General features: G+C 61.0%; 20 protein-coding genes. 12 read left to right on the top strand and 8 right to left on the bottom strand.

Annotated features, from left to right (window positions below):
• The 7 genes from AB0N72_RS18210 to AB0N72_RS18180 form a co-directional block, all read right to left on the bottom strand.
• Positions 1 to 1,317 carry an ABC transporter substrate-binding protein gene (locus AB0N72_RS18210; protein ID WP_363933712.1) on the bottom strand — a complete coding sequence of 439 codons (1,317 nt, stop codon included), beginning with the start codon at positions 1,315 to 1,317 and terminating at the stop codon, positions 1 to 3.
• Between the two features lie 198 nt (positions 1,318 to 1,515).
• Positions 1,516 to 2,511: a LacI family DNA-binding transcriptional regulator gene (locus AB0N72_RS18205; protein ID WP_363933711.1), complete on the bottom strand. Its 996-nt coding sequence runs from the start codon at positions 2,509 to 2,511 to the stop codon at positions 1,516 to 1,518.
• Between the two features lie 987 nt (positions 2,512 to 3,498).
• On the bottom strand, positions 3,499 to 4,122 hold the full coding sequence (locus AB0N72_RS18200) for a hypothetical protein (RefSeq protein ID WP_364081367.1): 624 nt from the start codon (positions 4,120 to 4,122) through the stop codon (positions 3,499 to 3,501).
• A 1,381-nt stretch (positions 4,123 to 5,503) separates the two neighbouring features.
• The gene (locus AB0N72_RS18195) at positions 5,504 to 6,862 is read right to left on the bottom strand and encodes a tetratricopeptide repeat protein (RefSeq protein WP_363933707.1); all 1,359 of its coding nucleotides are present in this window, start codon (positions 6,860 to 6,862) and stop codon (positions 5,504 to 5,506) included.
• Positions 6,863 to 6,865: 3 nt separating this feature from the next.
• Positions 6,866 to 7,954 (bottom strand): SIR2 family protein, encoded by a 1,089-nt coding sequence (locus AB0N72_RS18190; protein WP_363933706.1) that lies wholly within the window; start codon positions 7,952 to 7,954, stop codon positions 6,866 to 6,868.
• Positions 7,955 to 8,236: 282 nt separating this feature from the next.
• A complete protein-coding gene (locus AB0N72_RS18185; RefSeq protein WP_363933704.1) occupies positions 8,237 to 10,465 on the bottom strand; it encodes a S8 family peptidase in 2,229 nt (742 codons plus the stop codon).
• A complete protein-coding gene (locus tag AB0N72_RS18180; protein ID WP_363933702.1) occupies positions 10,462 to 11,373 on the bottom strand; it encodes an ATP-binding protein in 912 nt (303 codons plus the stop codon). Before AB0N72_RS18180 ends, AB0N72_RS18185 begins: the two co-directional genes overlap by 4 nt.
• 1,443 nt (positions 11,374 to 12,816) lie before the next feature.
• Between AB0N72_RS18180 and AB0N72_RS18175 the strand changes: the two genes are divergently transcribed.
• From AB0N72_RS18175 to AB0N72_RS18120, 12 genes are all read left to right on the top strand, one after another.
• On the top strand, positions 12,817 to 13,620 hold the full coding sequence (locus AB0N72_RS18175; protein WP_363933701.1) for a TIM barrel protein: 804 nt from the start codon (positions 12,817 to 12,819) through the stop codon (positions 13,618 to 13,620).
• Between the two features lie 60 nt (positions 13,621 to 13,680).
• Positions 13,681 to 14,625, top strand: a complete 945-nt coding sequence (locus tag AB0N72_RS18170) for a 2-hydroxy-3-oxopropionate reductase (RefSeq protein ID WP_363933852.1) — start codon at positions 13,681 to 13,683, stop codon at positions 14,623 to 14,625.
• Positions 14,626 to 14,749: 124 nt separating this feature from the next.
• Positions 14,750 to 16,525 (top strand): glyoxylate carboligase, encoded by a 1,776-nt coding sequence (gene gcl, locus AB0N72_RS18165; protein ID WP_363933699.1) that lies wholly within the window; start codon positions 14,750 to 14,752, stop codon positions 16,523 to 16,525.
• A 37-nt stretch (positions 16,526 to 16,562) separates the two neighbouring features.
• Positions 16,563 to 17,738, top strand: coding sequence for a glycerate kinase (locus AB0N72_RS18160; RefSeq protein WP_363933697.1), 1,176 nt, complete (start codon positions 16,563 to 16,565; stop codon positions 17,736 to 17,738).
• Positions 17,731 to 19,080, top strand: coding sequence for an allantoinase AllB (gene allB, locus AB0N72_RS18155; RefSeq protein WP_223946961.1), 1,350 nt, complete (start codon positions 17,731 to 17,733; stop codon positions 19,078 to 19,080). The genes AB0N72_RS18160 and allB overlap by 8 nt, the downstream gene beginning before the upstream one ends.
• A 10-nt stretch (positions 19,081 to 19,090) precedes the next feature.
• Positions 19,091 to 19,828 carry a winged helix-turn-helix domain-containing protein gene (locus AB0N72_RS18150; RefSeq protein WP_363933695.1) on the top strand — a complete coding sequence of 246 codons (738 nt, stop codon included), beginning with the start codon at positions 19,091 to 19,093 and terminating at the stop codon, positions 19,826 to 19,828.
• 81 nt (positions 19,829 to 19,909) lie between these two features.
• Entirely contained in the window at positions 19,910 to 20,380 is a 471-nt protein-coding gene (gene bcp / locus AB0N72_RS18145) for a thioredoxin-dependent thiol peroxidase (protein ID WP_363933693.1), read from the top strand.
• Between the two features lie 179 nt (positions 20,381 to 20,559).
• Complete coding sequence (locus AB0N72_RS18140; protein ID WP_363933691.1) at positions 20,560 to 21,678, top strand: SpoIIE family protein phosphatase; 1,119 nt, start codon at positions 20,560 to 20,562, stop codon at positions 21,676 to 21,678.
• 18 nt (positions 21,679 to 21,696) lie between these two features.
• The gene (locus tag AB0N72_RS18135) at positions 21,697 to 23,670 is read left to right on the top strand and encodes a glycosyltransferase family 2 protein (protein ID WP_363933690.1); all 1,974 of its coding nucleotides are present in this window, start codon (positions 21,697 to 21,699) and stop codon (positions 23,668 to 23,670) included.
• Entirely contained in the window at positions 23,660 to 23,992 is a 333-nt protein-coding gene (locus tag AB0N72_RS18130) for an STAS domain-containing protein (protein WP_363933850.1), read from the top strand. Before AB0N72_RS18135 ends, AB0N72_RS18130 begins: the two co-directional genes overlap by 11 nt.
• Positions 23,985 to 24,404: an ATP-binding protein gene (locus AB0N72_RS18125; protein WP_363933688.1), complete on the top strand. Its 420-nt coding sequence runs from the start codon at positions 23,985 to 23,987 to the stop codon at positions 24,402 to 24,404. The genes AB0N72_RS18130 and AB0N72_RS18125 overlap by 8 nt, the downstream gene beginning before the upstream one ends.
• 199 nt (positions 24,405 to 24,603) lie before the next feature.
• Positions 24,604 to 25,146, top strand: coding sequence for a hypothetical protein (locus tag AB0N72_RS18120; RefSeq protein ID WP_363933686.1), 543 nt, complete (start codon positions 24,604 to 24,606; stop codon positions 25,144 to 25,146).
• Positions 25,147 to 25,361: 215 nt separating this feature from the next.
• Here AB0N72_RS18120 and AB0N72_RS18115 read toward each other — a convergent pair whose 3' ends face one another.
• On the bottom strand, positions 25,362 to 26,456 hold the full coding sequence (locus tag AB0N72_RS18115) for an alanine--glyoxylate aminotransferase family protein (RefSeq protein WP_363933684.1): 1,095 nt from the start codon (positions 26,454 to 26,456) through the stop codon (positions 25,362 to 25,364).
• Between the last annotated feature and the right edge of the window lie 245 nt (positions 26,457 to 26,701).

Here is a 26,701-nt window from a genome sequence, read left to right as displayed (position 1 = left end):
TTAGAAGCTCGCCTTGGCGGTGGCGATTTCGTCGGCCATCTTCTTCACAGCGTCCTCGGTGGAGGCGGTGCCGGAGAGGACGGCGTAGACGTTCTTGTAGATGGCCTGCGAGATCTGCGGGTAGACCGGGGAGATCGGGCGCGGCTTGGCACCCTTCACGGAGGCCAGGAGTTCCGTGGCGAACGGCATCTTCTGGAGCACTGCCGGGTCCGAGTAGGCAGCCTCGTTGACGGGGACCTGCGAGTAGTCCATGGCCACGTGCTTCTGCCAGTCCGGGGTGGTGGCGAAGTCAATGAACGCGACAGCCCCGGCCTGGTTGGTGGAGTGGGCCGAGATCGCGAGGTTCCAGCCGCCGAGCACGCCGGAGGCCTTGCCGCCTTCCCATGCGGGCAGCGGCGCGACCGCGAAGCTGCCAGCCAGCGGTGTCGCGTTGAGCAGGCGGTACACGTGCGGCCAGTTGCGCTGGTATCCGAAGTCGCCGGACTCGTAGGCCAAGCGGGCCGGGTCTTCGTTGTAGGTGAGGACGGCGCGGTCGGCTGAGCCGTTCTTGAGGCCCTCGCTCATGAAGTTGAGGACGTCGCGGGTTTCCTTGGAGTCGATCTTGACGTCGCCCTGGTCGTTGAGCACTTCGCCGCCCGCGCTGTAGAGCATTTCGAGGAAGTTCACCGTGAGGCCCTCGTACTGCTTGCCCTGGTAGACGTATCCGTTGCCGGGGGCTTTGGCGGCTTCCGCGTAGAGCTGCTGCCAGGACTCGGGCTTGGCTACCTTGTCCTTCTGGTAGTAGATCAGGCCCGCGTTGGTGAAGAACGGCGAACCCCAGTACTTGTCCTGGTACTTGGTGGTTTCCACAGTGGAGGGAATGAGCCGATCCTTGTTGGCTTCCACCAGCTTGGTCTGGTCCAGCAGCCAACCCTGGGAGGCGAACTCGGAGGTCCAGATAACGTCCGTGACGAAGAGATCGCACTCAGTGGACTTGCCCTCGAGCCGCTGCACGATCTGCGTGCGGGCTTCGTCTGTGGTGGCGCCGATCTCCGTGTACTTGGCCGTGACCTTACCGTTCGCCTTGGTGAACGCTTCCGCCGTGCCCTTGTAGATGCCGCTCGCGTCCTTGACGCCGCAGATATTCACGGCACCGCTGGCATTAGCGCCCGACGCCGGATCGGCAGCTGCCGCTTGCTCCGCACCTTGGGGTGTGGCTCCCCCGCCGCACGCGCTGAGGAGGAGGGCTGCGGCGATTGCGGTCGCGGCCAGTGCTTTTTTGTTGTGGCGTGTTGCGGGTTTGTTCTGGAGCGGGAGAGCAGGTCGGTTCAAGTCCACAAGTGGCTCCTTTGGTGACTGTGGGGATGGGTGGCTCAGGGGCGCGCTTTGGCTGTTGCCTGTCCTGAGCGTGGCTTCATTGCCGGGTGCTTTGTTGAGTTGTGGAATCGATTCCAATGTTGCTTTCAAAAAAAGCCTTGCGGCCGTGGAATCGATTCCAAAGTAGTCTTGCAGTGGTTGCTCCGTGCTGTCAACCCTTTATTTGGTGGAGTCCCGGATGACGAGTTGGTGCGGGAGGAAGGTCCTGCCCTTGCGGTGGGCACCTTCGACGGTCATCCGTTCCAGGAGTTCCGCGAAGGCAACGCGGCCCATTTCATAGGCCGGCTGGCGGACCGTGGTCAGTTCCGGCACGCACATTTCTGCCTGGGCCGAGTCGTCAAAGCCCGCGACGGCGACATCTTGGGGAACTCTGAGGCCGGCATCAGTGAGCTCGCGGACGCACCCGGCGGCGACCACGTCGGTCCCGCAGAAGATCGCATCCGGGAGGTCTTTGGTTTCCAGGAGTTTCTTGGTGAGTTCGCGGCCCGCGTGGAACCCGAAGTTGCCTTCGCCGAGGAGGATCTCGTCTAGTTCCAGGCCCTCCTCCGTGAGTGCTTGGCGGAAGCCTTCTTCCCTGAGCCGACCCGAACGGGCACCCCTGTGGGCGAGCATGGCCAGCTTCTTGGCACCCGTATCGATGAGGTGTTTGGTGATGTCGTAGGCTGCCTGGCGGTCATCAATGGACACCCCGAATGCAGCCTCCGCGTCGACAATTTCACAGACCTGGATCACGCTGAGTTGCTCGGCGACTGTATTGACGTCGTCGTCCGGCATGGTTGGGGAAAAGATCACCAGCCCATCGACTGAGCCATTGCGGAGCATGTCCACGAGTTGCTGTTCGCGGTCGCGGTCTCCGTCCGTAGCTGCGATCAGACTGACGTAGCCGTTGTCCGCGGCTGCGTCTCCTACTCCGCGGAAGACTTCGCTGATTACGAGGGAATCGAGGTTTTTAGCCAGGGCGAGGACGCGCATTGTGCGGTCTCTTCTTAGGTCCCGCGCTGAGGCCAGCGGCCTGTAGCTGAGCTCCTTGATCGCCGCGTTGACCTTCTCTTTGGCCGATGCGCTGGCTGCCGAGCTCCCATTCAAGACGCGCGACACTGTCCCCACGGACACGCCAGCAGTCCTGGCGACGTCCTGAACTGTCGGCCGAGCCATTCGATTTATCCTTCCACGAGCAGTGACGATTGTCCTTGCCGCCACGTCCTGCCGTGCCCACCGGCGTTCCTTAGCTTAGCTGGCTGTCAGAGCAAAGACCGGGCCTCGCACAACGTTCATGCCTGTGCAGCGGGAGTAATATCCAACTCAGAGGTTGCACGACAAGGTCCCCCAGCCTTCCGACGAGGCCTTCGGAGCCGCTAATGGACGCCAAGGATCCCGAAAGCGCTGGGACGCTCGTCAAGCTACGGTGGAAGTGTAAGAGGTATCCGTTGCTCCAGCAGTGAAGCAGCCGCGCCTTCAAGACTGGCCAAGCGTTAGCGGATGCATGAATCGGATCACGGTTCCCCAAGGACTGCAGGCTCGCTTTCTTAACCCCTTCTGGCGGGCTCCTTCAGGCTCACATCGACGAAACGGTACTCGGCTGACCGCTAGGAATGCTAATGGTGTCTAGCCTGGAATGTGAACGACAAAAAGGAGTTCGGTAGTGCAGAGCCCCTGACGCTGGCCAGCTGTCAGGTTTAAGGGTGAAAGCTTCTGGCGTGAGGTTACCGCGCGTGCTTTGTCAGGGCGAATCGTGATACTGCTTGGATACGTTGTTCTAGCAGCTGGTGGTCTCCTTGGCCTTCCAAAGCCAATAAAAATGATCTCTACTTTGCTGGTCCTCGGACTTGCCGCACTCCTGATATGGCGTCTCGTCAAGCTTTCGCAGCGGGTCTTTGCAATCGTACGTAGCAAAGTAAAAACAGCTTGGCTTAGGCCCACACTCTTGACGTTGTGGTCCGCGTCATTCCTTCTCATGCTCTCCTAATCTGGCCTATGGCGCGGACGATAGCCGTTTGGGCACTGAACAACGCGCCTGGGTAATCTCAGGGGTCTACCGCATGCAAGCCCTTCACCCTGTTTGAATCCAAAGCAGTCGCTAAGTCGTTTTGAGCGGCTTGTTGTTCAACAGCCTCATCTACGGTCGAGACGAGCGTCCGGTGCCTACTCGTGAACATTTGACAAGTCAAAAATACGACACCACATTGTGCTGGTACGGCTCAGACCGCGTTCTATCACGTGACCAAGCTCTGGGACCACGTGCCCGAAAGCTTCCTCCATGGCGTCCCAAGTGTCCAAAACTTCAGCCATGCAGAAATACCGCTGCTCCTCACGATCCCATATCAGTCCAGCCCTATCGGCGCTGAGAAACTGCGCGTAGAAGCGTTCCAGCATACTGTCGATTTCTTCGTCCCAGCCGGCAGTAAAGCCTCCGGACCACCGGACTGTGGAGTCCTCGGAAGAAACCCAGGGCAGTCCAACCGAAATCTGATCGAAAAAGCCAGGTGCGCCCGCAGTATCCGCGACGATCATCGCTACATCGTCTAGATCGAACTCGAGGTCCCCCTGCACACGCCACTCCCGTTCCCAGCGCCAGTCATTCGGCGAACGGCCACCACGGCTACGGACGGTTTCGATGAAGGGAGTCAGTGCCCATATCGGAGAATCCGCCAACCGCGCGGCGTCCTGCATGGCTGCTTGCCATGCCTTCCACTCCGGCGAGGGATCGCTGACATACCAGACAGGCTGCGCGTTGAACTTTGCACGCAAACGTTCCTTATCAAACACAACGCCCCAGGGACGCCTGAAGGTCATCCGTCCGAGCTCATGAAGGGGAGTCTCCGTCAAACACACGGACAAATGGCGGTCCCTTGCTACGGCGTATCCACGTCCGGCACCGTACGGGATTCGCGCCTCGATTCTGCCACTCTTCAGAATCGAGATGAGGTCTGCTTCTGACCGTGTGAGATGAACAAGCCACCGTGACAGGTCCTTTGCTTCGAGATGCTGCGCCGTCCCCTGCCATTCAGGCCTTATCTGATTCATCAAGCCCCTTTCTCCTGACCCAACACTAGCTCCGCTTCTTGGCATTGCGGGTAAACGTTGGGAGAACGCAGCAACGGCTCCAGACGTACAATTCCCTCCGTCGGCTATGCAGAAATGGGGAAATTTTTGGAGTTCATTGTTGTCGGTAATCGCCCGGGTTGTTGGATCGTTGGGGAGCCATGACTGCAGCAGCCTCGATTAGGCCCACTCTCTACGGAAGCAGCGGCCCTAAAATGCGTCGCTATGACGTTCGCGATTCTTGGGTACCTTTGCGGTCTGATGGGACCAATTCTGTTGTACGTCGCCGCCACAGTGCACTCGCAAAGATTCACGCCTCCCGGTCCCATCGGCATCAAAATGACCGCTGCACCGCCTGTCGCCACCCCAGCAGACTGACAGTGAGGGCACGGAACCGCATGGCTTCATGCCCTCACTGTTTTCGCCTGGATTACTAGAAGCGTCGTCAAGTAGAACCGGTTTGGACATTGCTCAGCGCCATGCTCGACACCTGCGTAGCTCACGTCGTAGACATCCGACAAGCTCTTGTCCCGAGGACATTGCGTGGTGGGCCGCCCTCGCAAGTGGTCGGCTGGAAAGCCGCCTGGAGCTTCCAACTACACCAAAGCAGGTCATCTCGAGCCAGCTATAGACCCGGGGTTGGGATCCAACCTAGGAGACCTCACCCGCCGACGCATCGACGCCGGCGACCCACTCCAGCAATGACGCCACTTAGGTCCGCGACTGCGACGATTTGGAAAACCCTGTTCATCGACCAATAGACCCTCCGCACTGCCCCTGAGCTTCATTTGCATGCCATCAGCACCCATGGGTGAGGAACTCAAGGTGATGAGGCACAGCTCGTTGAAGCTGTGGCCGCAGCCCCGGCCGACGGCCTTATCTGGGACAGAATCGGCAGACCGTTGGGATCACACGGCAAGGAGTACGAAAGCGCTAGGACCTCAGAACGTCAACCTAGGACAGGGACAACATCGATGCCCTTGCGCGTCCGCACTCATGGTGCGCGGTAGTCCTGTGTAGTCTCGGCCTCTGACGGGAGACCGTTGAACTCAGAGATCATTTTCGTCCGCCTTGAAGCCCAAACGACAGGACGAGCTCACTGGACCTAGAAGATCGTTGTCGTGTCGATCCTCTTCAGGCCGTCTTCCGCAGCACCCCGGGCGGATCCGCTGCGAGCAGACTCATAGTGGTGACGAGCCGCCGCGGTATCCCCGTCGCGTTCCGCAAGCTGTCCTAGAGCCAGATGAGCTCTGCTCGCTATCCGGCTGTCAGATGGGTTAAGTGCACGTGTGTAAGCCGCTCGCGCCTCATCGAAATGCCCCGCTCGCTCAGCAAGGTTTCCCCATGCCATCGCAGCTAGTCCTGCGCTTCGGGAATCGGTGTCCTCGAGAGCCCGCGTGTATGCACGCCTCGCCTCTCGGATATCCCCTAATCGTTCCGCAAGGGCTCCAAGCGCTAATGCCGCCTCGCCCCTGGCCCTCTTATCAGGCAGATCAATAGCACGCATATAGAAGCGACGAGCCTCCTCAATGTTTCCTTGCCTTTCGGATAGCGCTCCCAGAGCCAGGGCCGCAGCACCAGCCAAACGAGGATCTGATACATCCATAGCATGCATGTAAGCGTTCCGCGCCTCCTCAAGATCCCCTTCCCTCTCGGAAAGGGCACCGAGGGCCATCGCCCCCTCCCCCGCTAGGCGCGGGTCAGACGTGTCTATGGCACGAATGTATGCTTTCCGCGCCGCAGAAAAATCCCCCTGCCTTCGAGCTAGTCTTCCGAGGGCCATGGCCGCCTGAGCTGAAGTCCGCGGTTCTGAACTGTGCATAGCCCTTTCATATGCCTCGCGTGCTTCTTCAACAGAGCCTTGCTTTTCGGCCAGCGCGCCAACGGCCAGGGCGGCCTGACCTGCCGTGCGCGGATCGGCACTATCAAGCGCACGGCTATAGGCTTCTCGCGCGCCTTCTAGATCCTTCTGTTTTTCTGCTAGGGAGCCGGCAGCGAGGGCCGCCTGCGCTGATACGCGGGCATCCAGGGAGTCGATGGCGCGAAGGTACCACTCCATGGCTTCGCGGACAGCACCCTTACCTTGATAAATGCGGCCAAGGTTGAAGGCGGCACGACCAGTCACTTCAGATTCACCTGAGCGGTAAAGTCTTTCATTTTCCGCGATCGCTTCTGATGAATCCGATGTTAGTCCCCTAATGATACGTTCATCAGCAGATGAGAAGGTTCGAGAAATACTTGAAGCTAATCTTGAATAGTCAGCCAACTTAGCACTCAGCTGACTCGCTAGCCGCTCAATATCAGCTTGGACTTCAAGTAGTTTTGCAGGTGGGGCGGAATCACCCCAAACGGTTCTAATCATCGCAACAAGACGATGAACTTCGTGATCTATACGCTGGGATTCAGTCGCAGAAGCCTTGGCTAAGGCTATGAAACCACTTGGATCCAATTCTGACTTAGCCATGGCCTACTCCTCTGTGGAAAAACTTAGATTGAAGTTCAAAACGTAGCGCTTCCGAAATTCTTCAGCATCGCCATAGAGCGTTGCCTTCGAATATGCGTCAAGTAGATCATCGGCGCTTTTCCGAACCTGCTCGGAAAGCGACCGCGTCGACGCTGCTTCTAGTAACTGGGCCTCGCCAGGGAGGAGTGGCTGGACTTCTTTCCGCCTGAGTATTTCAGCGGCTTCAGCTAAAAGTCGAGGAGAACATACGGGGTCCGGAGTCGTTACATCTTCAGCCTGACCCTCCAACGAAAGTTGGAGCATAAATCGCTCAAGGAGAATCGTTTTTTCCTCTGATGTTTTATCGCGCGCCTGGGGATCCAATGCAATAGTCGTCAGGCCCACTGACCGGTCAAGTTTCTCCAGCACAGGATCAGCATCCAGACGAACGATAAAGGAATGAGGCCGCTCATCGGCCGGCACATCGGACATTAGATGACCCAATCTGTGCCAAAGAACACGTATGTTCACGTCACCGAATCCGTACCCCAAGAAAAGAATGCTCTTGCCCAAGAGATCACTCCGCAAGCGAATATCGAGAGGACTGCTGAAATCGAGTCGGTCAAAAAAGCTTTTTTCCGTCAAGACCAAGGATGAGTCATGCTGCATGTCACCGTGGAATTTCATAACCCTGCGGCGGTCTGAGCGGTCTAAGGCTAGGTCTCGCGTGGTTGACATTTTGGTGTATGGGATATTTAGCTGATGATATGTCTCTTCGATTAGTTCATCAAAATTTGTTGTATAAACTACCGGGAGGGCCAAGTTGGAAAGCTCAATATGAGCCGATGAAAAAAACTCCTGCGATGGGGTGAGCTGTTTAGTCATTAGGTGCCTTAATGGACCGATTTGTTCACCTGCGAGAAGAAACATGTACTCGGCTATACGAAGAGGATCACTGTTGCACGAAGATCTGACCGCATCAAATGACGGGTTGGGATCTTCCATCCGAGAATAAATTTCTTCAAGTAATCCTAGCCATCCGGGCAGGCCAGCGGCAGACGAAAACCCCGCTCCAATGAATGGGAGCAACTTTTTTGTCTTCAATGCACTCACCAGATGGTCATTTAACACTGTCAACGGCACCCCTTGAACGCTTCCATCTCATATACCTTACCGGGATCGCACCCTCTTTTAGGAGGAGCCCTAACCTATGGCACACCACTAGCGCTGGCTTCTGCTGCCCCACCCGGTGGGGTTTCTGCGGTTCATACTTGCTTACGAATCGAAAAAGAGAACCTGCAGTCTCCCCTTTGGGCCCAGTGCCGGGGGTAAGCACCCTTCCAACCCGGGTGTCTGGGTCAAAGCTCCCGGGAGCACGGGCGGGTACCGATCGCCCTATTCCTCAACCTGCAACTGGATCTGGACCAGAGGTTGAACTTCGGCCAGCACTCCTTGGTATTCGCGCACTACGCGTTCGTAGAGATCACTTGTCCGCGCGGAAGTCACAGTGATGACCATGGCATATGGGATGGGGGTTGCAGCAGCAGCTTTTCCTCCTCCTTCTCGTGCTATGTAATGGATATCGAAGCAGGGCTGGATAAGGCTGCGCCCCCTTTTCGTGACGGACGAGTGCATCACGGTCTCCCACTTGTAGGCCGCCTTACGAAGGTCGGCCTCCGAGTCGTAGTCACTGTTGCGGAAAAACGACGCTGTTTCCGGGTGCTTCTTGCCCTTGGGATTCTTGGTGACGTCAGGACGGAAGGTCACGTCTATTCCTGCTCGGGTGTAACTCGTGGGATCTTCTGGATCGGTAGGCGACAAATAGCAAACAGTTGCGGTTATCGTAACGTTTCCCTGGAGCTCGTGATGGGGCAGTGGTATTCGGGCACGTACCGTCTTCGAAGGCTTCAGCTCTCCTTGATAAAGGACGCGTACCATGCCATCTCCGCAGACAGTAATAGCGTCAATGTCTTCAGCAGCGCGCCCCCATCCAGCGATATTACGTTCGTTGCCCGGCTCCGAACTGTTAATAAGGAGGGCCTTCGCGGCCAGCGGCCCAACGTAGGGTCCGAACTTGGACCGAATTGTCGCAGCCGTCTTGAGCATGAGGGGCGAAGCGAAGGACGTCCCTGCCGTCGCCGCGACATGTCCGCCACCAATGCGGTCGTAGACGATAAAGGGCTCAGTCGGGGTTCCGCCGAAAGCCAACAAATCAGGCTTAATGACCCCCGGTCGGCGACCTGGCCCAAAGGAGCTGTAAGGTGCTGCAGCCCACCCCCCCTTGCGGGTATCAGCTGCACCTACGCAGAGCATGTTGACCGCGTCACCGGGTACTTGAACTCTCGATTCGGGCCAGACCTTTGTTCCAGTGTTCCCGGCTGCAACCGTAATTAGGGCACCAGAATGCGCTGCGTACTCGTCCAGAACGGCAGTCCAAGCATGTACTTCGTGGTCGTCAGCGGGAAGAGCAGGACCCAAGCTCAGATTCACAAAGCTTGGATTCTTTTCTTCGAGCACCGACTGGACCCTGGCTAGGACGTCATAAAGCTCGAAGGGGTCATCTTTGCTGTCTGTATCCAGCACGCGGTAATGATCTGCGTGGAACTCAGGGGCCGATGGTGCTTTCCCCGGTTCGAGAGAACCAAAAAGAAGAGCTGAAGTCACGTCAAATCCGTGTGACACGAGCTCAGTCTCAGCTGGCCCGATACCTTCCACTTCATGGGAGGTCGCGTAAGGTGCCAGAACAGTCCCGTCCTCCAACCCACCGTCAAACACAGCAACCCTTAGCCCCTTAGCGCGGGGAGAAGGCAGAGGCAATGGAGAGGGTGGGGCAGTCGGCAACGGATTCGACCTCGACAAGGTACCGACGCTCCGAAGGCGCGGCATAGGTCTGACCGCCCGCAGGAAAGCAAATTTTGCAAGCTCTTGGACTTCATCCCTTGTAGCCATGATGGGGACAAATTTCAGCCCTCCGACCTGAAAGGACTTTCGGTCAGGGATCTCCACTCCAAGCGCTTGGGCGAAAGAATTGAATCCCTGTGCGACAGCTCTCTCGAATGATCCCCTGGAGAGATGCAGTACCGTCTCAAATGCGTGGTCGTCCGGAACCTGACCGCACCCTTCCAGCACTGCTCGCGTCGCGGGATTTGGCGCAGTAAAAGACTCCAACAGCCGTACTAGGTTGCGACGGTCGTCCTTGATCCCAGGGAGATGACTTGCCAGCGAGCTGCTCAGCCGCTTGAAATCATCCAGGGCTCCTGCGACAAAAAGTTCAGCTGACTCCATAACGTCGCCTTCGGTAACGGTGTCCTTCTCCGGAACCATATCGATGCGGCGACTACCGATCTGCCGAAGCCCAAAATCACGCAATAGATCCCCCGGGTGGTATGACCTGGCCAGGCCTCGCGGGTGAATCGTCAACTGACCCACAACCTGTCCCGCAGGTTTTGCCAAGGCGGGCAGGGACTCGAACTCGGCCACCGCCCCATCGACCATATCCGACAATCTCGAACAGGCCTCCTCGAAGCCGTAGGGGTAGTCCTTGGTTACCGGTCCGCTGGAAGGGGAAACGCCCGTGATGAGATTTTCTCCCCTGCCAAGGAAGAAGCGGCTGGGTGTACTCATTTACTGACTCCTTGGGAGACACGGCGGATTGTGTCTCGACTCATGCCGAGAACGTGGGCGATAAATCGTTGGGAGTAGAGCCCGGAGGACTGCATAGACAGGGCTAGGTTCTTGCGTTCTTCGATATCAAGCGCTGCTGCCATGCCGGCAACTAAGTGCAGAACAGCATCATCAATGCTGTCGCCAACAAGTGCTGAACGACGCCGGGCCCTTGCAAGATCCGTAGACAGCCGACTGAAGGACCGGCCCACGTACACGGACGCCAGTAGTTCCCTCATCTGCAGTGAAACTCCGTCTGTAAGGGGCTCGTCCGCTAGGAACTCGGATATCTCCGATCGAGTGGGAAGAGAAAATTCCACGACGACGTCGAATCGGCGCCACACGGCAGGATCTAAGGATTCCTCGTGATTGGTGGCGGCAAGGAGCAGGGAGTTCTCTGGCCAGTCGTCCATTTCCTGCAGGAGGACTGTAACGAGTCGCTTGAGCTCGCCTACCTCTGTGGTATCACCTCGACTCTTCGCAACGGCGTCAAATTCATCGAGTAACAAGACCGAAGGCCGGCTGCGTGCATAGTCAAAAACTCTGCGGATGTTGGATCCGGTTTTACCAAGAAAGCTGCTGATGACGCTGGAGAGATCCAAGATGAGCAAAGGCAAACCCAGCCCCTGTGCAACGAAACGCGCAGCCGTCGTCTTTCCGACGCCAGGCGGGCCAACAAAAAGTGCCGTACTACTGGGAGCAAGCCCTGCCTCGAGGAGAAGGTTCGGCTGGGCTCTCTCGGCAATAAGTTGATCCAACAATTCCTGGGGCGAATCTGACAGAACAAGCTTCCGGTCGGGTCGGGTGGGATCCTCCACCCGGATCAGAGGCATACGCGAGTCCAGATCAAGGGGGGTCTCAACGGCCATTGAGGAACGCGCCGGCCCAGCTTTCAAGAGCCGGGTAAGTTCACGAGCGGTCTCAGGGTGCTGATCACGGAGGCTTCGAGCAAGGATTCTTACCGTTTTGGTGGAACGCGGGCTCTGGGAAGCCATTGCATCCTGAGCCAATTGGACCACTTGGTCCGATTGAATCGAAATCAAGTCCATCAGATTATCCCCTACATCGCTATGTTTACGGGGTTTATGTCGATCACTGGACTACCATAGCATCAAAATTAATCAAAGTAGTCCATGCTCTGGCCGCCTGTCGACTCAATTAGATTAGTATGCCCATCGGCGGACGAAGGACGACCGCTCAGACATGCGAGGCCGGATGCGCGGGCCCTCCGGGTTGCTACTCGGTCTTAGAGGCTCAGCACTCTTACGGCCACGCCGAGGGGATCAAAACCTCATGGGCGCCCATGAGGTAGGCTCTGACTCAGCTCGTTAACTTGTGGCATTTTCACGGTCCATTCAGCGCCGTAGACTCAGTCCGAGGAGGGGCCGCCGGATGCGCGATTACGGCAGTGTCGCCGTGTTCCCACGCGCAGGAACTCCTGACAGTGCATGCAACTTTGCGCGGTCTAGTAACTGCTCCGGACAGCGCGTCCAGCAGCGGGGCCGTTCTACGCCCAGACGAAGTGCCAATAGGACCGATCTGCCTACTGCTCCCACCGTCCGAGAGCCTGGACCCGGGCCTGCTTGAGAGGCGTCCCTTGAGCCAGGCATAGAGTACCTCTGACTATTGTTGGGCCGGAAGGCCGGTTGCATGTGCGCCGCTTCGTAATGGAAGGAACATGAGATGCCGCTTGATTTTAGGAAGATCAAACCGGCAAGGGTGCTCAGCTGATCCAGCCGCGCGACATTTTTTCGGCACTTCCGGACAAGCCGTGGCCCAGACTGCGCCCGGAGCAGGGGGAGGCCCTCAAGCTCTAGAGCCATGGCATTGGTACGGTCGCCGCCTCGAAGAGATCGACAGGGAGTCCCGTCTTCCGACTGTGCTCGCCGAAATGCTATTCCCCAGTCGCTCTTGCAGTCGTACCCAAAGCGCCGATAACAACGCATATATCGGGTGAACCTCCGTGAATCCGTACGGCTGAATGAAGACGTCAACCTTCCGTGGACTTCGAGGCTCGGCAGCTTTCCATTATCCTCTCCGTTTCCCCCCTCTTATCGATGTGCTGCCGGTTCCACAGCCGCGGCGTAACAGCTTCAACGCTGACTGCAGTGAGTAATTTCTCGGCCTTTGGCGGGCCGGGAACCTCCGCTTGGTATCCCAAACCCCCACCCCCTTGACTCACACCCCCACCTTCCCTAAACTTTTCATAAAGCAGAATCTAAATTCCACAAAGCGGAAAATAAAGCCAAGCACCAAGGCCGAGACGAAGCACAGGGAAGATAGATCAAAGCCCCTCCTCGGAAGGACCTACGATGACGTACACAGTGAACTGCTCCATCCTCCTGACGGAGCTGCCCTTGCTCGAGCGCCCCGCCGCCGCGAAGGCAGCCGGTTTTGACGCCGTCGAGTTCTGGTGGCCCTTCGAGACCTCCGTCCCCACCGACGCACAAGTAACCGAGTTCGAGAACGCCATTAAGGACGCCGGCGTTCAGCTCACGGGCTTGAACTTCAACGCAGGCAACATGCCTGGCGGCGACCGCGGCCTGGTGTCCTGGAAGGGACGTTGCTCCGAGTTCAAGGACAACATCGACGTCGTAGCCGGCATCGGTGAGCGCCTGGGCTGCAAGGCCTTCAACGCCCTCTACGGCAACCGCCAGGACGAGTTCACCCCTGAAGAGCAGGACGAACTCGCCGCCAAGAACCTCGCCGCGGCAGCTGCCGGCGTCGCACGTATTGGCGGAACTGTTCTCCTCGAGCCGGTGAGCGGCGCACCCAAGTACCCGCTCCTCACCGCCGAAGACGCACTCAAGGTCATCGCCCGCGTCAAGGCAGAATCCGGCGCACAGAACATCAAGCTCCTCGCCGACTTCTACCACCTGGCAGTCAACGGCGACGACGTCGAATCCGTCATCGAGAACCACGCCAAGGACTTCGGCCACATCCAGATCGCCGACAACCCCGGCCGCGGCGCTCCCGGAACCGGCACGCTCCCCCTCGGCGAATGGATCGCCCGCAGCCGCGAACTCGGCTACGACGGCTACATCGGCCTCGAGTACAAGGAACCGCAGGAGACGGCCTTCAGCTGGGCCATCCGTCAGCGCGCCAACGCCAACTAAGCACCGCGAGCCCAACTAGGGGACAGCAAACGCTCCACTGAGCGTTCGTAGCGACGCTTACTGTCCCCTAGTTGGGTAAGCACACCTGAGTTAAAACACACAGACTTCCCCAGAAAGAGAACCACAATGAGCAACGTTGCAGTCATCGGCCTCGGAATCATGGGCCTCCCCATGGCCATCAACCTCGTCAAGGCAGGCCACACGGTCACCGGTTTCAACCGCAGCCAGGACAAGATCGACAAGCTCGTCTCCGAAGGCGGCCAGGGTGCCACGAGCATCGCTGACGCAGTCAAGGACGCCGACGTCGTCATCACCATGGTCCCGGACTCCCCCGACGTTGAGGGTGTAGTCAGCGGCAAGGACGGCGTCTTCGCCAACGCGAAGAAGGGCACCATCTGGATCGACGCTTCCAGCATCCGCCCGGACGTCGCCAAGCGCCTCTCCGAAGAAGCCGTCGAAGCCGGCATCCGCCCGCTCGACGCCCCCGTATCCGGCGGCGAACAGGGCGCAATCGACGCCGTCCTCTCCATCATGGTCGGCGGCGAGGCTGCAGACTTCGAGGCAGCACAGGATGTCCTCAACGCAGTGGGCAAGACCATCGTCCACGTCGGCCCGTCCGGCTCCGGCCAGACCGTCAAGGCAGCCAACCAGCTGATCGTAGCCGTCAACATCCAGGTCCTCGGCGAGGCCATCGCCTTCCTCGAGGCGTACGGCGTAGACACCGACGCAGCACTGAAGGTCCTCGGCGGCGGCTTGGCCGGCTCCAAGGTCCTCGACCAGAAGGGTCAGAAGATGCTCGACCGCAACTTCGACCCCGGCTTCCGCCTGGCCCTCCACCACAAGGACCTCGGCATCGTCACCTCCGCAGCCCGCGAAGCCAACGTCGCTGTCCCGCTCGGCGCCGTCGTCGCCCAGCTCGTCGCCGCAACCGTCAACCAGGGCGACGGCGGCCTCGACCACTCGGGCCTCTTCAAGCAGGTCCTCCAGCTCAGCGGCCGGAAGTAAGCCCAAAAGCCCCACGAGCCAAGAGTTTTTGTACACCTAACGCCCGGAAAACCCCTTCTTAAGGGCGTTAGGTGTACAAAAACTCGCTTCAGCACACCCAAAAACAGACTTCAAGGAGTACACCATGGCAAAGATGCGCACAGTTGATGCGGCAGTAGCCATCCTGGAAAAGGAAGGCGCCACCGAGGCGTTCGGCCTGCCAGGCGCAGCGATCAACCCCTTCTATTCAGCAATGCGTGCCCACGGCGGCATCCGCCACACGCTGGCCCGCCACGTTGAAGGCGCCAGCCACATGGCCGACGGCTACAGCCGCGCAGCTGATGGCAACATCGGCATCTGCATCGGCACCTCGGGCCCCGCAGGCACGGACATGATCACCGGCCTCTACGCAGCGCAGGCGGATTCAATCCCCATGCTCTGCATCACCGGCCAGGCACCCGTTGCCAAGCTGCACAAGGAAGACTTCCAGGCTGTGGACATCGAGTCCATCGCCAAGCCGTTGACCAAGTTCGCCATGACTATCCTGGAGCCGGGCCAGGTTCCGGGCGCTTTCCAGAAGGCTTTCCAGCTGATGCGTTCGGGTCGTCCGGGCCCGGTTCTGCTGGACTTGCCCATCGATGTTCAGATGGCCGAGATCGAGTTCGACATCGACGCTTACGAGCCCCTTCCCATCGAGAAGCCCAAGGCTTCCCGCAAGCAGCTCGAAAAGGCACTGGACCTGCTGACCGCAGCCAAGCACCCGCTGATCGTTGCCGGTGGCGGCATCATCAACGCCGGTGCTTCGGCCCAGCTGGTTGAGCTGGCCGAGATCCTGAACGTTCCGGTTATCCCCACCCTGATGGGCTGGGGCGCCATCCCGGACGACCACCAGCTGATGGCTGGCATGGTTGGCCTGCAGACCTCGCACCGCTACGGCAACGAGACGTTCCTGCAGAGTGACTTCGTGATCGGCATCGGCAACCGTTGGGCCAACCGCCACACCGGCGGCCTGGACACCTACACGGCCGGCCGCAAGTTCGTTCACATCGACATTGAGCCGACGCAGATCGGTCGCGTTTTCTCGCCGGACTTGGGCATCGCGTCCGACGCCGGTGCGGCGCTGGACGGCCTGTTGGAGCTGGCACGCGAGCGCCAGGCAGCCAAGACCCTGCCGGACTACTCGGGCTGGGTTGCCGAGTGCCAGGAGCGCAAGGGCTCCCTGCACCGCAAGACCAACTTCGACAACGTGCCCATCAAGCCGCAGCGCGTGTACCAGGAGATGAACAAGGCCTTCGGCCGCGACACCACCTACGTGTCCACCATTGGTCTCTCGCAGATCGCCGGCGCCCAGATGCTGCACGTGTTCGGTGCCCGCAAGTGGATCAACGCCGGCCAGGCCGGCCCGCTGGGTTGGACCGCTCCGGCTGCCCTCGGCGTTGTTCGTGGAACCCCGGACGCCACCGTTGTTGCCCTGTCCGGTGACTACGACTTCCAGTTCATGATCGAAGAACTGGCCGTGGGCGCACAGTTCAACCTGCCGTACATCCACGTTGTGGTGAACAACAGCTACTTGGGCCTGATCCGTCAGAGCCAGCGCGGCTTCAACATGGAGCAGAACGTTTCCCTGGCGTTCGAGAACATCAACTCCCCGGAAACAAACGGCTACGGCGTTGACCACATCAAGGTTGCCGAAGGCCTGGGCTGCAAGGCCATCCGCGTTGAGAACCCGAACGACCTGCCCGCCGCCTTCGACAAGGCCAAGGCACTGATGGGCGAGTTCAAGGTTCCCGTGGTTGTTGAAGTGATCCTGGAAAAGATCACCAACATCTCCATGGGCGTTGAGATCAACGGCGTGAACGAGTTCGAAGAGCTGGCAGAAACCGCGGCGGACGCACCCACCGCGATCCTGACAAAAGCGTAATTCGCCAGCAGGCACAACACAGTAAGGAGGCACCGGAATGCGTGTTGTCATCGCCCCGGACAAATTCAAGGGCTCGCTGTCCGCGCCCGAGGTCGCCGAGCACCTGGCAACAGGACTGCAGGCGGGGTTCGGCCAAGGCATAGAGGCAACACGCATTCCGGTGGCCGACGGCGGCGAAGGAACCATCGACGCAGCCATCGGCTCCGGCTTCACCCGCCGGACCACCACCGTTACCGGCCCGCTCGGCGAGCCAGTGAAGGCGGACTTCGCAGTCAGGGACCAGGAAGCTGTCATTGAGATGGCGGCGGCTTCCGGTCTCGCCCTCCTGCCGGAAGGCCCCACCAGTGAAACCGCGAAAACCGCAACCAGCATCGGCACGGGCGAACTCATCCGCGCCGCACTGGACCTCGGTTGCCGCAAGATCATCCTCGGTGTCGGCGGCAGCGCCAACACCGACGCCGGAGCGGGAGTCCTCCAGGGCCTCGGCGCCGTGTTCCTGGACAAGGACGGCAACGAGCTCCCCGGCGGCGGCGCTGCCCTCACCGAGCTGGAAACCATCGACTTCTCCAACTTCGACGTCCGCGTCGAGGCAACAGAGTTCGTGTTGGCGTCCGACGTCGACAATCCCCTTTTGGGGGCCAGCGGAGCCCCAGCCATCTTCGGTCCGCAAAAGGGCGCGACGCCGGACGACGTCACCGAACTGGATGCCGCAGCAAGCCACTTCGTCGACGTGCTCGCTGCAGCTACCGGCCAACACGCCAAGTACGCAGCCAAGGCAGAAGGCGCAGGAGCAGCAGGCGGCGTTGGCTACATTGCCATAGCGGCACTGAAGGCAGAGCGCCGGCCGGGCATCGACGTCGTACTTGAATTCACTGAGCTCGAACAAAGGCTGAAGGGCGCGGACCTGGTGATCACCGGAGAAGGAAGCCTGGACGAGCAAAGCCTGCTCGGCAAGACGCCCATGGGCGTCGCGCGAGCGGCGGCCCGCCAAGGGGTTCCCGTGATCGCAGTCTGCGGCCGGAGTACCCTGAGCCGGGAACAACTTACGGATGCCGGCTTCCACACGGTCCACGCCCTGACCGACCTGGAAAAAGATGTCCAAAAATGTATCGCTGAAGCAGGACCGTTGCTTGAACAATTAGGGAAGCACATAGGCGTGTACCTGGCGGAACGGACCGGCAACCTCGACAACAAGGAGTACCTCAATGTCTGAAGCAATCGGCGCCTATGACCTCGTTATCCGGGGCCAGCGCATCCTGACCACTGCCGGCCTCGCAGCACGCGAAGTTGGCATCCGCGACGGCATCATCGTCGCCATCGAACCCCTGGGCAACGGCCTGACGGGCAACGAGGTCATCGAACTCGCAGACGACGAAACCCTCATCCCAGGCCTGGTGGACACCCACGTCCACGTCAACGAGCCCGGCCGCACCGAGTGGGAAGGCTTCGCCTCCGCCACCCGTGCCGCTGCCGCCGGTGGCGTGACCACCATCATCGACATGCCGCTGAACAGCATCCCGCCCACCACCAGCGTGGACGGCCTGGAGCAGAAGCGCGTCGTGGCCAAGGACCAGGCGTTCGTGGACGTCGGATTCTGGGGCGGTGCCATCCCGGGCAACAAGAAGGACCTCCGCCCGCTCCACGACGAGGGCGTCTTCGGCTTCAAGTGCTTCCTCCTGCACTCCGGCGTGGACGAGTTCCCGCACCTGGATGCGGATGAGATGGAAGAGGACATGGCTGAGCTCAAGTCCTTCGACTCCCTCATGATCGTGCACGCCGAGGACTCCCACGCGATCGACCGCGCCCCGCACCCCGGCGGAGACCACTACGAAACCTTCCTGGCCTCCCGCCCCCGCGGCGCCGAGAACAAGGCGATCGCCGAGGTCATCGAGCGCGCCCGCTGGACCGGCGCCCGCGCCCACATCCTGCACCTCTCCTCCTCGGACGCGCTGCCCATGATCGCTTCGGCAAAGCGCGACGGCGTCAACCTCACCGTTGAGACCTGCCCGCACTATCTGACGCTCATGGCCGAAGAAATCCCCGACGGCGCCACGGCTTACAAGTGTTGCCCGCCCATCCGTGAAGCCTCCAACCGCGAGCTCCTCTGGAAGGGCCTCCAGGACGGCACCATCGACTGCATCGTCTCGGACCACTCGCCCTCCACACTGGATCTCAAGGACTTGGAGAACGGTGACTTCGCAGTAGCGTGGGGCGGCGTTTCCTCGCTCCAGCTGGGCCTGTCCCTGATCTGGACCGAAGCCCGCCACCGCGGAATCCCGCTGGAACAGGTGGTCTCCTGGATGGCCGAGAAGCCCGCCGCCCTGGCACGCCTGCACAACAAGGGCCAGCTCGCCCTGGGCTACGACGCCGACTTCTCCATCTTTGCCCCGGACGAAGCCTTCGTCGTGGACGTCACCAAGCTCAAGCACAAGAACCCGATCACGCCGTACGACGGCCGTCCGCTGGCCGGCGTCGTCCGCAAGACCTACCTGCGCGGCACCCCGATCGACGGCCAGAACCCCGGCGGCAAGCTGCTCCGCCGCGGCAACGTTTAGGCCCACCGCCATGGCAGTCAATGCCTACGGGCCGCCGCCGTCGCGCGGGTCTTCCGCCCGGCGGCCCGGCCTGACCGCACACGGTCTGGCGCTCTGGGTCAATCCGGCCGAGGGCGACGAGATCGACCCCGCAGTCTGGGAGCGGGCAGCACGACTTGTGCTGGCCCGCGCCATGAAACTTGCCCCGGAGGCGGAAGTCCGCATCTGGCCCGCCACCGGGGCACAGCACTCCGGCGTCGGCGACACTTCCTGGGGCGGCACTCCGCAGGAAGCCGCCGACGCCGGTAACCACCTCTCCAGCCCTGCTTCAGTGACGCTCGCCGACGCCCTCGCCGAAGCCCGGACCAAAGCCCAGCCCGACGGCGGTGACCGCACCGCCGCGGGCGGCAGCACCGCCGTCGAGCCCGTAACGTTGGCGAGCCGGCGCAGCCAACTTGCGGTGGACCTTGCCGCTGAAGTAGTCCTGCTTGATGGTGAGCCGGTTTCCTTTACTGGCATGGAATACAAGCTGCTGCGCTACTTGGTGGTGAACTGCTCCCGGGCCATCAGTCGTGAAGAATTGCAACGTTTTTTGGAGTCATTTGACCTCCCCGGGGCGGCATTTCGCTCGATTGACGTTTATGTTGGAAGGGTGCGGCGGAAGCTCGGCTCCGCGCGCCACACTGTCGCCACCGTCCGTGGTGGTGGCTACCAGTTCGTGCCAGGCCCATATGCCACAGTGCGCGGACCCGCGGAATACAGCATCTAGGTTCGCTGTTCTACATCTCGAATCCGCTTTATCTTGAATGACCAAACGCCGGTGCACACCGGTTGAATGTAAAGGATCGCCATGACCCAGAAACTCATCGTCGGAACGCAAGCACCTGACTTCACGCTGCTCGACGCCGACGGCAACAAGGTCTCGCTGTCCGATTACCGCGGACGCAACGTCATTGTGTACTTCTACCCGAAGGCAGCCACCCCCGGCTGCACCACCGAGGCTTGCGACTTCCGCGACAACCTCGCCAGCCTGCAGGGCTCCGGCTACGAGGTCATCGGGATCTCCCCCGACGGCCCCGAGGCCCTGGCCAAGTTCACGGGTGATTTTGCCCTGACCTTCCCGCTGCTCTCCGACGAAGACCACGCCGTGGCCCTCGCTTATGGTGCGTGGGGCGAGAAGCTGGTCGACGGCGAAATCGTCGAAGGTCTGGTCCGCTCCACCGTTGTGCTGGACGGAGAAGGCATCGTGCGCCTCACCCAGTACCAGGTGTCCGCCCAGGGCCACGTCCAGGCGCTGAAGGAAGAACTGCTCGGCGTCTGACGCTCGCTCACATCCCGCGCGCTTGAGCCCAACGCTCGCTCACATCCCGCGCGCTTGAGCGAATCCCTCTCTCACACAACTGAACAAATCTTGTAACGCCCGCTCCCTTAAATTGAGCGGGCGTTACGTTTGCCATGACTAAACGTGACAAAAGCCCAGCATCATTAGTTAATGGAGCCATGGTCTCAACCTCGTCCCCTCGCCATGCCGTCGTCGTCGAAGACGACGCCGACATCCGCGGCCTCCTCGTACTGGTCCTCGAGCAGCTCGACTTTGTGGTGACCGAAGCGCCCGACGGGCTGTCCGGCGTCGAGGCAGTCCGGAGGACCAACGCCGAGCTGGTGACCCTGGACATCAACCTCCCGGACATCGACGGCATGGAAGTCTGCCGCCGCCTGCGTGAATTTTCGGACGCTTATGTCCTCATGCTCACAGCCCGTGCCGACGAGATTGACCGCCTCAATGGCCTGGACACCGGCGCGGACGACTACATCAACAAGCCGTTCAGCCCCAAGGAACTCCAGGCCCGCATCCGCGCGCTGTTCCGCCGGGCCCGCACACCTGCCGCTCCCGCCGAAGACACACGCCAGAGCGACGAACTTGAGCGCGCTGCAGTGGTGCAGCAGAGCCTCCTCCCGCGCGAAACCGTCCGCTTGGAAGGGTACGACGTCGCTGGGGCCTTCCGACCGACGCGCAGCGTTGGCGGGGACTTCTACGACTGGTACCAGACGCGCGACGGCATGCACCTCACCTTCGCCGACGCCATGGGCAAAGGGATGGGCGCCGCACTCATCGCCGCTACCGTACGGGCCGTGATGCGCTCCGTGGCGGACACCCCGGCCATCGATGATGCCTTCGGTTCGGCCAGCCTCACCATCGCCTCGGACCTGGACCAGTCCGGCTCGTTCGCCACGATGTTCCACGCCCGCCTGGACAGCGCGTCCGGGAAGCTCAGCTACATCGACGCCGGCCACGGACTGGCGCTCCACATCCCGGCCGAAGGGGCAGCGCAGAGGCTCGTCTCAGCCGGCCCACCGGTGGGCATCCTGGACGGCCAGCACTGGCCCGCCTCCGAACTGGACCTGGCGCCGGGCGATTCCCTGGTGATCGTCAGCGACGGAGTACTCGACGCCCACGATTCGCTCGAAGACTTCGTGCGGAACGTCGAGAAAGCCGCGCGTGACGGCGCTACCTCAGACGATGTCTGCGCGGCTCTTCTTGAACTGGCGCCGGCGGCGACAGCGGAAGACGACGTAACCGCCGTCGTCGTTCGCCGTAAACCTAACGCAACGCACTAAAGCCACAAAGGGGGGTTTGTGACACGTTTCTGGACTCGGTTGATCGTTGTCCTGACAGTAATTCTGGGCGTCAATTATGTGGCGTGGCGTTGGATGGCGTCGCTCAACTGGGAGGCCTGGTGGATTGCGGTACCTCTGGTGATCGCGGAGACGTACAGCCTCATCGATGTGATGCTGTTCGGCCTGACGGTGTGGAACATCAAGTTCCGCAAGCCGCCACCTCCTGCCCCGGACACGGCCACCGTTGACGTTTTCATCACCACCTACAACGAACCGCTGGACCTGGTGATGACCACCGCCTTGGCCGCCAAAGACATCACCTGGCCGCACAGCACCTGGATTCTCGACGACGGCGACCGCCCGGAGATGCGCCAGCTCGCCGAGTCGAACGGGATTGGCTACGTGACGCGCGGTGCGGACTGGACACCTGACATGCCGCGGCACGCCAAGGCCGGCAACCTGAACAACGCGCTCATGGTCACCTCGGGCGAGTACCTGTTGATTCTCGACGCCGACCAGATCCCCGAGCCGGACATCCTGGACAAGACGCTGGGCTACTTCAACGACGACAAAGTGGCCCTCGTCCAGACGCCCCAGTACTTCATCAACGTGCCCGCCGACGATCCCCTGGGCAGCCAGGCACCGCTGTTCTACGGCCCCATCCAGCAGGGCAAGGACGGCTGGAACGCTGCCTTCTTCTGTGGCTCCAACGCGATCCTGCGCAGGGAAGCGCTGATGCAACTGGGCCTGGTGGGCTACGTCAAGGCCACGGAGAAGAGCATCAAACGGGCCCTGGCGGCATCAAGGACCGCCATCAAGAAAGCCCGCCGGTCCCCTGAAGCCGGGAACCCCTTGGTGGAGCAGATGCTCAACGAGGTCGAAGCTGCGACGGAGTCCGCCCAGTCCGAGTTGGAAGCCGGAGCCTCCCTCAGCGAGATCACCTACCGGGTGCGCCGCAAGGTTGATGACGCCGTGCGCACGCTCGTGGCCGCCGACTTCTCCGCGCTCCAATCCGACCTCGAAGAGATCGCCGCGATGGAACTCGCCCACGTCGGCGAGTCGGGCGTTACCACTGTGGCGACTGACGCCGTCGACCGTATGTCCGGGCGTGACTGGTCCCCACTGGGTGCGCTGGAGTCCGTCCACGCCGTCCTGGACGCCATCTCCGTGGAACGCACCGACGAAGCCCAGCCAATCATGCCGCTGGCCACCATTTCCGTCACCGAGGACATGGCCACCGCGATGCGCCTCCACGGCCTCGGCTGGAAGAGCGTCTATCACCACGAAATCCTGGCCAACGGCCTGGCGCCCGAGGACATCAAAACCATGCTGACCCAGCGCCTCCGCTGGGCTCAAGGCACCATGCAGGTCCTCCTCCGCGAGAACCCGCTGACCCAGCGCCGCCTCACCTGGGGTCAGCGACTCATGTACTTCTCCACTATGTGGACCTACCTGAGCGGCTTCGCTGCCGTGGTCTATTTCGCGGCGCCCATCATCTACCTGACGCTCGGCATCCTTCCGGTCAACAGCATCAGTTTCGACTTCTTCATCCGCTTCATCCCGTTCATGGTGGTGAACCAGTTGCTGTTCCTGGTGGCCGGCCATGGCATCCCCACCTGGCGTGGTCAGCAATACAGCCTCGCGCTGTTCCCCACGTGGATAAAAGCCTGCACGACGGCGGCACGGAACGTTTGGTTCGGCCGTCCCCTCGGGTTCGCCGTCACCCCCAAAGCCCGCCAGAGCGGCGGGCCGAGTTGGAGCCTGATCCGGCCGCAAATCATTGTGGCGGTACTGCTGGCTGTGGCGTTGATTGTTGGCCTGATCCGGCTGCTCGCCGGAATGTCCGAGCCCCTGGGAACACTGGTGAACGTAGCGTGGGTTGCGTTCGACCTTGTGGTCCTGAGCGTGCTGGTCAAAGCAGTTTTGTACAAGGGTTTTGTGCCTGAAAGTGGGCCGGAGCTCCAAGAGGAGAGGAATGCAGATGCAGTTTAGCTACGAGGTGAAGGACTCCTACGCGGAGGTCAAGAGCGTGGGCCGGCTGAACATGGTGGCCGCGCCCAAGCTGCGTGAAGTGGTGGCCGAAGTTGTCGCTGCCGGCTCCAGCCGTGTGGTGGTCAACCTTGCCGAGACGGACTTCATGGACTCCTCGGGACTGGGCGCACTCATCGGTTGCCTCAAGGCAGCACGCCAGGCCGGAGGCGACCTGCGCATCGCCGCGGTGCAGCCGCAGGTCAAAATGGTCCTGGAACTGACCAACATGGACCGCGTGCTCACCGCGTACCCGTCAGCTGAAGAGGCGTTCGGGGATGACTGAGGTCATTGCCCGCAGGGGCTTCCACGGACCTTCCAACGACGAAGCCATCGAGGCCATCCACAACGAGCTTGATTCCCTGTGGGACGACGCTTCCTTTGTGCCCGACATGGACCGGATGACGTTCGCGACGGCTGTCATTGAAGCAGCCGCGAATATCGTCCAGCATGCGCTCCCCGTGGCGGAGAAGCCCGTTGAGATCGACGTCGACATCAGCGTGCGCCCAACCCGCCTGATTGCCCGGGTCAGCGCGCATAACGCCCGCGAACCCTTTGCCAATGACATGCAGGCTTCGATGCCCGATGCAGAGGCCGAGTCCGGGCGTGGGTTGGCCCTGATCGAGGCTCTGGTGACCACGGTGACGTTCGAACGCCAGGACGGCACGAACACCTGGATCCTGACCCGCGAAACCTGACCCTCTCTCACATCCCAAGTGCTTGGGCCGGACCCTCCATCACATCCCACGCCCTTGGGCTGGACCCTCGCGCACATCCCACCGGGTCCGCCCGGGCCGGGTAGTTCTGCCCATCGCCAAGCGCAACGCAGCGTGACAGCATTCGGTGGGATCCGCCGTCGAACGCTTTGATGAAATTGGGGACACAATGAACCGCAGCATGCACCGAAAAGTCCGGGTGCTGGCTGTTGGCCTGTTGGTGGCCGCAGTGGCTGGCTGCAGCCCGACTCCCGACCGCCCTACGCGCGAATCCAGCGCACCGCCACCCGTAACGTTGGAACCTGCCCCCGTCGCTGAGAGCATCGCCAAGTACGACGCGTTGCGGGCGGAACTCGTTGCCGCGCTGGAACAAAAAATGCCGGACATCACCTGGCATGCGGAGGAGGCGGCCTCGTTGAGCTTGAGTAAAGACGGCCAGTGCTTTCTCCATCCGCAAACCATGAAAAGCAGCGCGGACATTGTGAAGGCGTCGGAAAACTTCAAGGACGTCTTCGCAGTCTCCGATCCCATCCTGGAAAAGCACGGCTTCCCCGCCTTCGACGGAACCGACCCCGTACCCGGCGGCTGGGTGGTGACACGAAGTGCCGATGGTGCGGGCGCCACAGTGACCATCGAGTCCAAGAGTCCCGCGTACCTGCGGATAACAGCTCCGGTTAAGTCCCGGAACTGCGACGAAAACGAACTGCTCCTGGGGGACAAGTAATGCCGGGACTTTACGGTGCTGACGTTGAACAGTTGCGGTCTCTGGCAAAGACGATGTCCAGGCACTCAGAGGGCGCGGCTTTAACGTACGACGCCGGTCGACTCACCGACGGGATGTGAGCGAGCGTCCCGCCCAAGCACGCGGGACGTGAGCGACCGTCCGGAGATGCAGACCCTCTATCAGATCACAGCTGCTTCAGCGCGATCCTCCTGCACCTAGGCCTTGGCAAGGGCCTCTTTCAGCGCGCCCAGCACCAGGGTTACCGAGGCACTGTTGGCGTTCGGGCCCATCATGCCGATCCGCCACACCGTGTCCGCAAACTCCCCAACCCCTGAGCCAATCTCCATGCTGAAGTTCTGCAAAAGGTAAGCACGGACGGCAGCCGAATTGACGCCGTCGGGCACTTTGACGGTGGTGAGGCTCGGCAATCGGGAGCCTTCGGCCGCAAAAAGCTCCAGCCCCATCTCCTGCAGGCCATCCTGCAAAGCAGTGGCGGCGGCAACGTGCCGCGCTTGAACATTCTCAAGGCCCTCGGCCAGAATGCGGTCCAGCGCGGCCTCTAGCCCGGCGATCATCGTGACGGGTGCAGTGTGGTGATAGGTCCGCGCACCGCTGGCCGCGCCAACGTACCCGCCGAGAAGCCCGATGTCGAGATACCACGTCCGCGGATCCTTGACGCGGCGCTCAAAGGCGCGGTCGGACACGGTGAAGGGTGAGAGCCCCGGCGGGACGCCCAGACATTTCTGGGTTCCGGCATATCCGACGTCGATCCCCCAGTCGTCTGCCAACAGTTCCAGTCCGCCGATGGACGTGACAGCGTCGGTAATCAGCAGGGCGTCGCCCTTTCCCGCACCGAGGGCAGCGATGTCCGAGAGCACGCCGACAGACGTTTCAGCGTGGACGGCGGCAATCACCTTGGGATTAGGGTGCGCGGAAAGCACACGGTCGGCGTCCACGGGCTGGCCCCATTCGTGATCCACGCGGACCACCGTCGCCCCGCAACGCCGGGCGACCTCACACATCCGCGCCCCAAAAAGTCCGTTGACAGCGATAACTGCCACGTCGCCGTCGGACACGGTGTTCACGAAAGCGGCTTCCATGCCGCCTGAACCCGTGGCACTCAGCGGAAGCGTGCGCGCATTCGACGTGCCCCATACGGCGCGGAGGCCCTCGCAGGTGTGGTCAAGCCGCTCGATGAAGACAGGATCGAGGTGCCCCAGCACGGGCCAGGCCAAGGCAGCCATGGCTTCGGGATAGCAATTGCTCGGGCCCGGACCGAACAGGAACCGGGACGTCAGAATGTCGTGCATGCGAACTCCTTCAGCTGGTTGAGGTCATTCTGCCCCAGCGGGCTGTGCGGAGCGAGCTAAGCAGCCGCGTTTGAGGCGACGGCGCCTCCCGGGACCAATTTGCACTGGCGACATAATTCGCAGAATATCGAGGGTTTTCCCGGGCGGATGGCATCATGGCCTTAGTTCGTGGAATGCCGCAACAGCGCGGGCACCAGAATAAGCGGAAGGACAATTCCGTGCTGCTTGCTTGACGAAAAGGGGAT

Origin of the sequence: Paenarthrobacter sp. NPDC089307 (genome assembly GCF_040685055.1) — a bacterium.
GTDB lineage: Bacteria > Actinomycetota > Actinomycetes > Actinomycetales > Micrococcaceae > Arthrobacter.
This window is presented reverse-complemented; position numbering and strand designations above follow the sequence as displayed.

Coding starts and splice junctions, on each gene's coding strand:
- AB0N72_RS18115 (WP_363933684.1), bottom strand. CDS start 26,456: ATGCACGACATTCTGACGTCCCGGTTCCTGTTCGGTCCGGGCCCGAGC.
- AB0N72_RS18205 (WP_363933711.1), bottom strand. CDS start 2,511: ATGGCTCGGCCGACAGTTCAGGACGTCGCCAGGACTGCTGGCGTGTCC.
- AB0N72_RS18180 (WP_363933702.1), bottom strand. CDS start 11,373: ATGGCCGTTGAGACCCCCCTTGATCTGGACTCGCGTATGCCTCTGATC.
- AB0N72_RS18120 (WP_363933686.1), top strand. CDS start 24,604: ATGCACCGAAAAGTCCGGGTGCTGGCTGTTGGCCTGTTGGTGGCCGCA.
- AB0N72_RS18195 (WP_363933707.1), bottom strand. CDS start 6,862: ATGGCTAAGTCAGAATTGGATCCAAGTGGTTTCATAGCCTTAGCCAAG.
- AB0N72_RS18140 (WP_363933691.1), top strand. CDS start 20,560: ATGGTCTCAACCTCGTCCCCTCGCCATGCCGTCGTCGTCGAAGACGAC.
- AB0N72_RS18130 (WP_363933850.1), top strand. CDS start 23,660: ATGCAGTTTAGCTACGAGGTGAAGGACTCCTACGCGGAGGTCAAGAGC.
- AB0N72_RS18150 (WP_363933695.1), top strand. CDS start 19,091: ATGGCAGTCAATGCCTACGGGCCGCCGCCGTCGCGCGGGTCTTCCGCC.
- bcp (WP_363933693.1), top strand. CDS start 19,910: ATGACCCAGAAACTCATCGTCGGAACGCAAGCACCTGACTTCACGCTG.
- AB0N72_RS18125 (WP_363933688.1), top strand. CDS start 23,985: ATGACTGAGGTCATTGCCCGCAGGGGCTTCCACGGACCTTCCAACGAC.
- AB0N72_RS18185 (WP_363933704.1), bottom strand. CDS start 10,465: ATGAGTACACCCAGCCGCTTCTTCCTTGGCAGGGGAGAAAATCTCATC.
- allB (WP_223946961.1), top strand. CDS start 17,731: ATGTCTGAAGCAATCGGCGCCTATGACCTCGTTATCCGGGGCCAGCGC.
- gcl (WP_363933699.1), top strand. CDS start 14,750: ATGGCAAAGATGCGCACAGTTGATGCGGCAGTAGCCATCCTGGAAAAG.
- AB0N72_RS18160 (WP_363933697.1), top strand. CDS start 16,563: ATGCGTGTTGTCATCGCCCCGGACAAATTCAAGGGCTCGCTGTCCGCG.
- AB0N72_RS18175 (WP_363933701.1), top strand. CDS start 12,817: ATGACGTACACAGTGAACTGCTCCATCCTCCTGACGGAGCTGCCCTTG.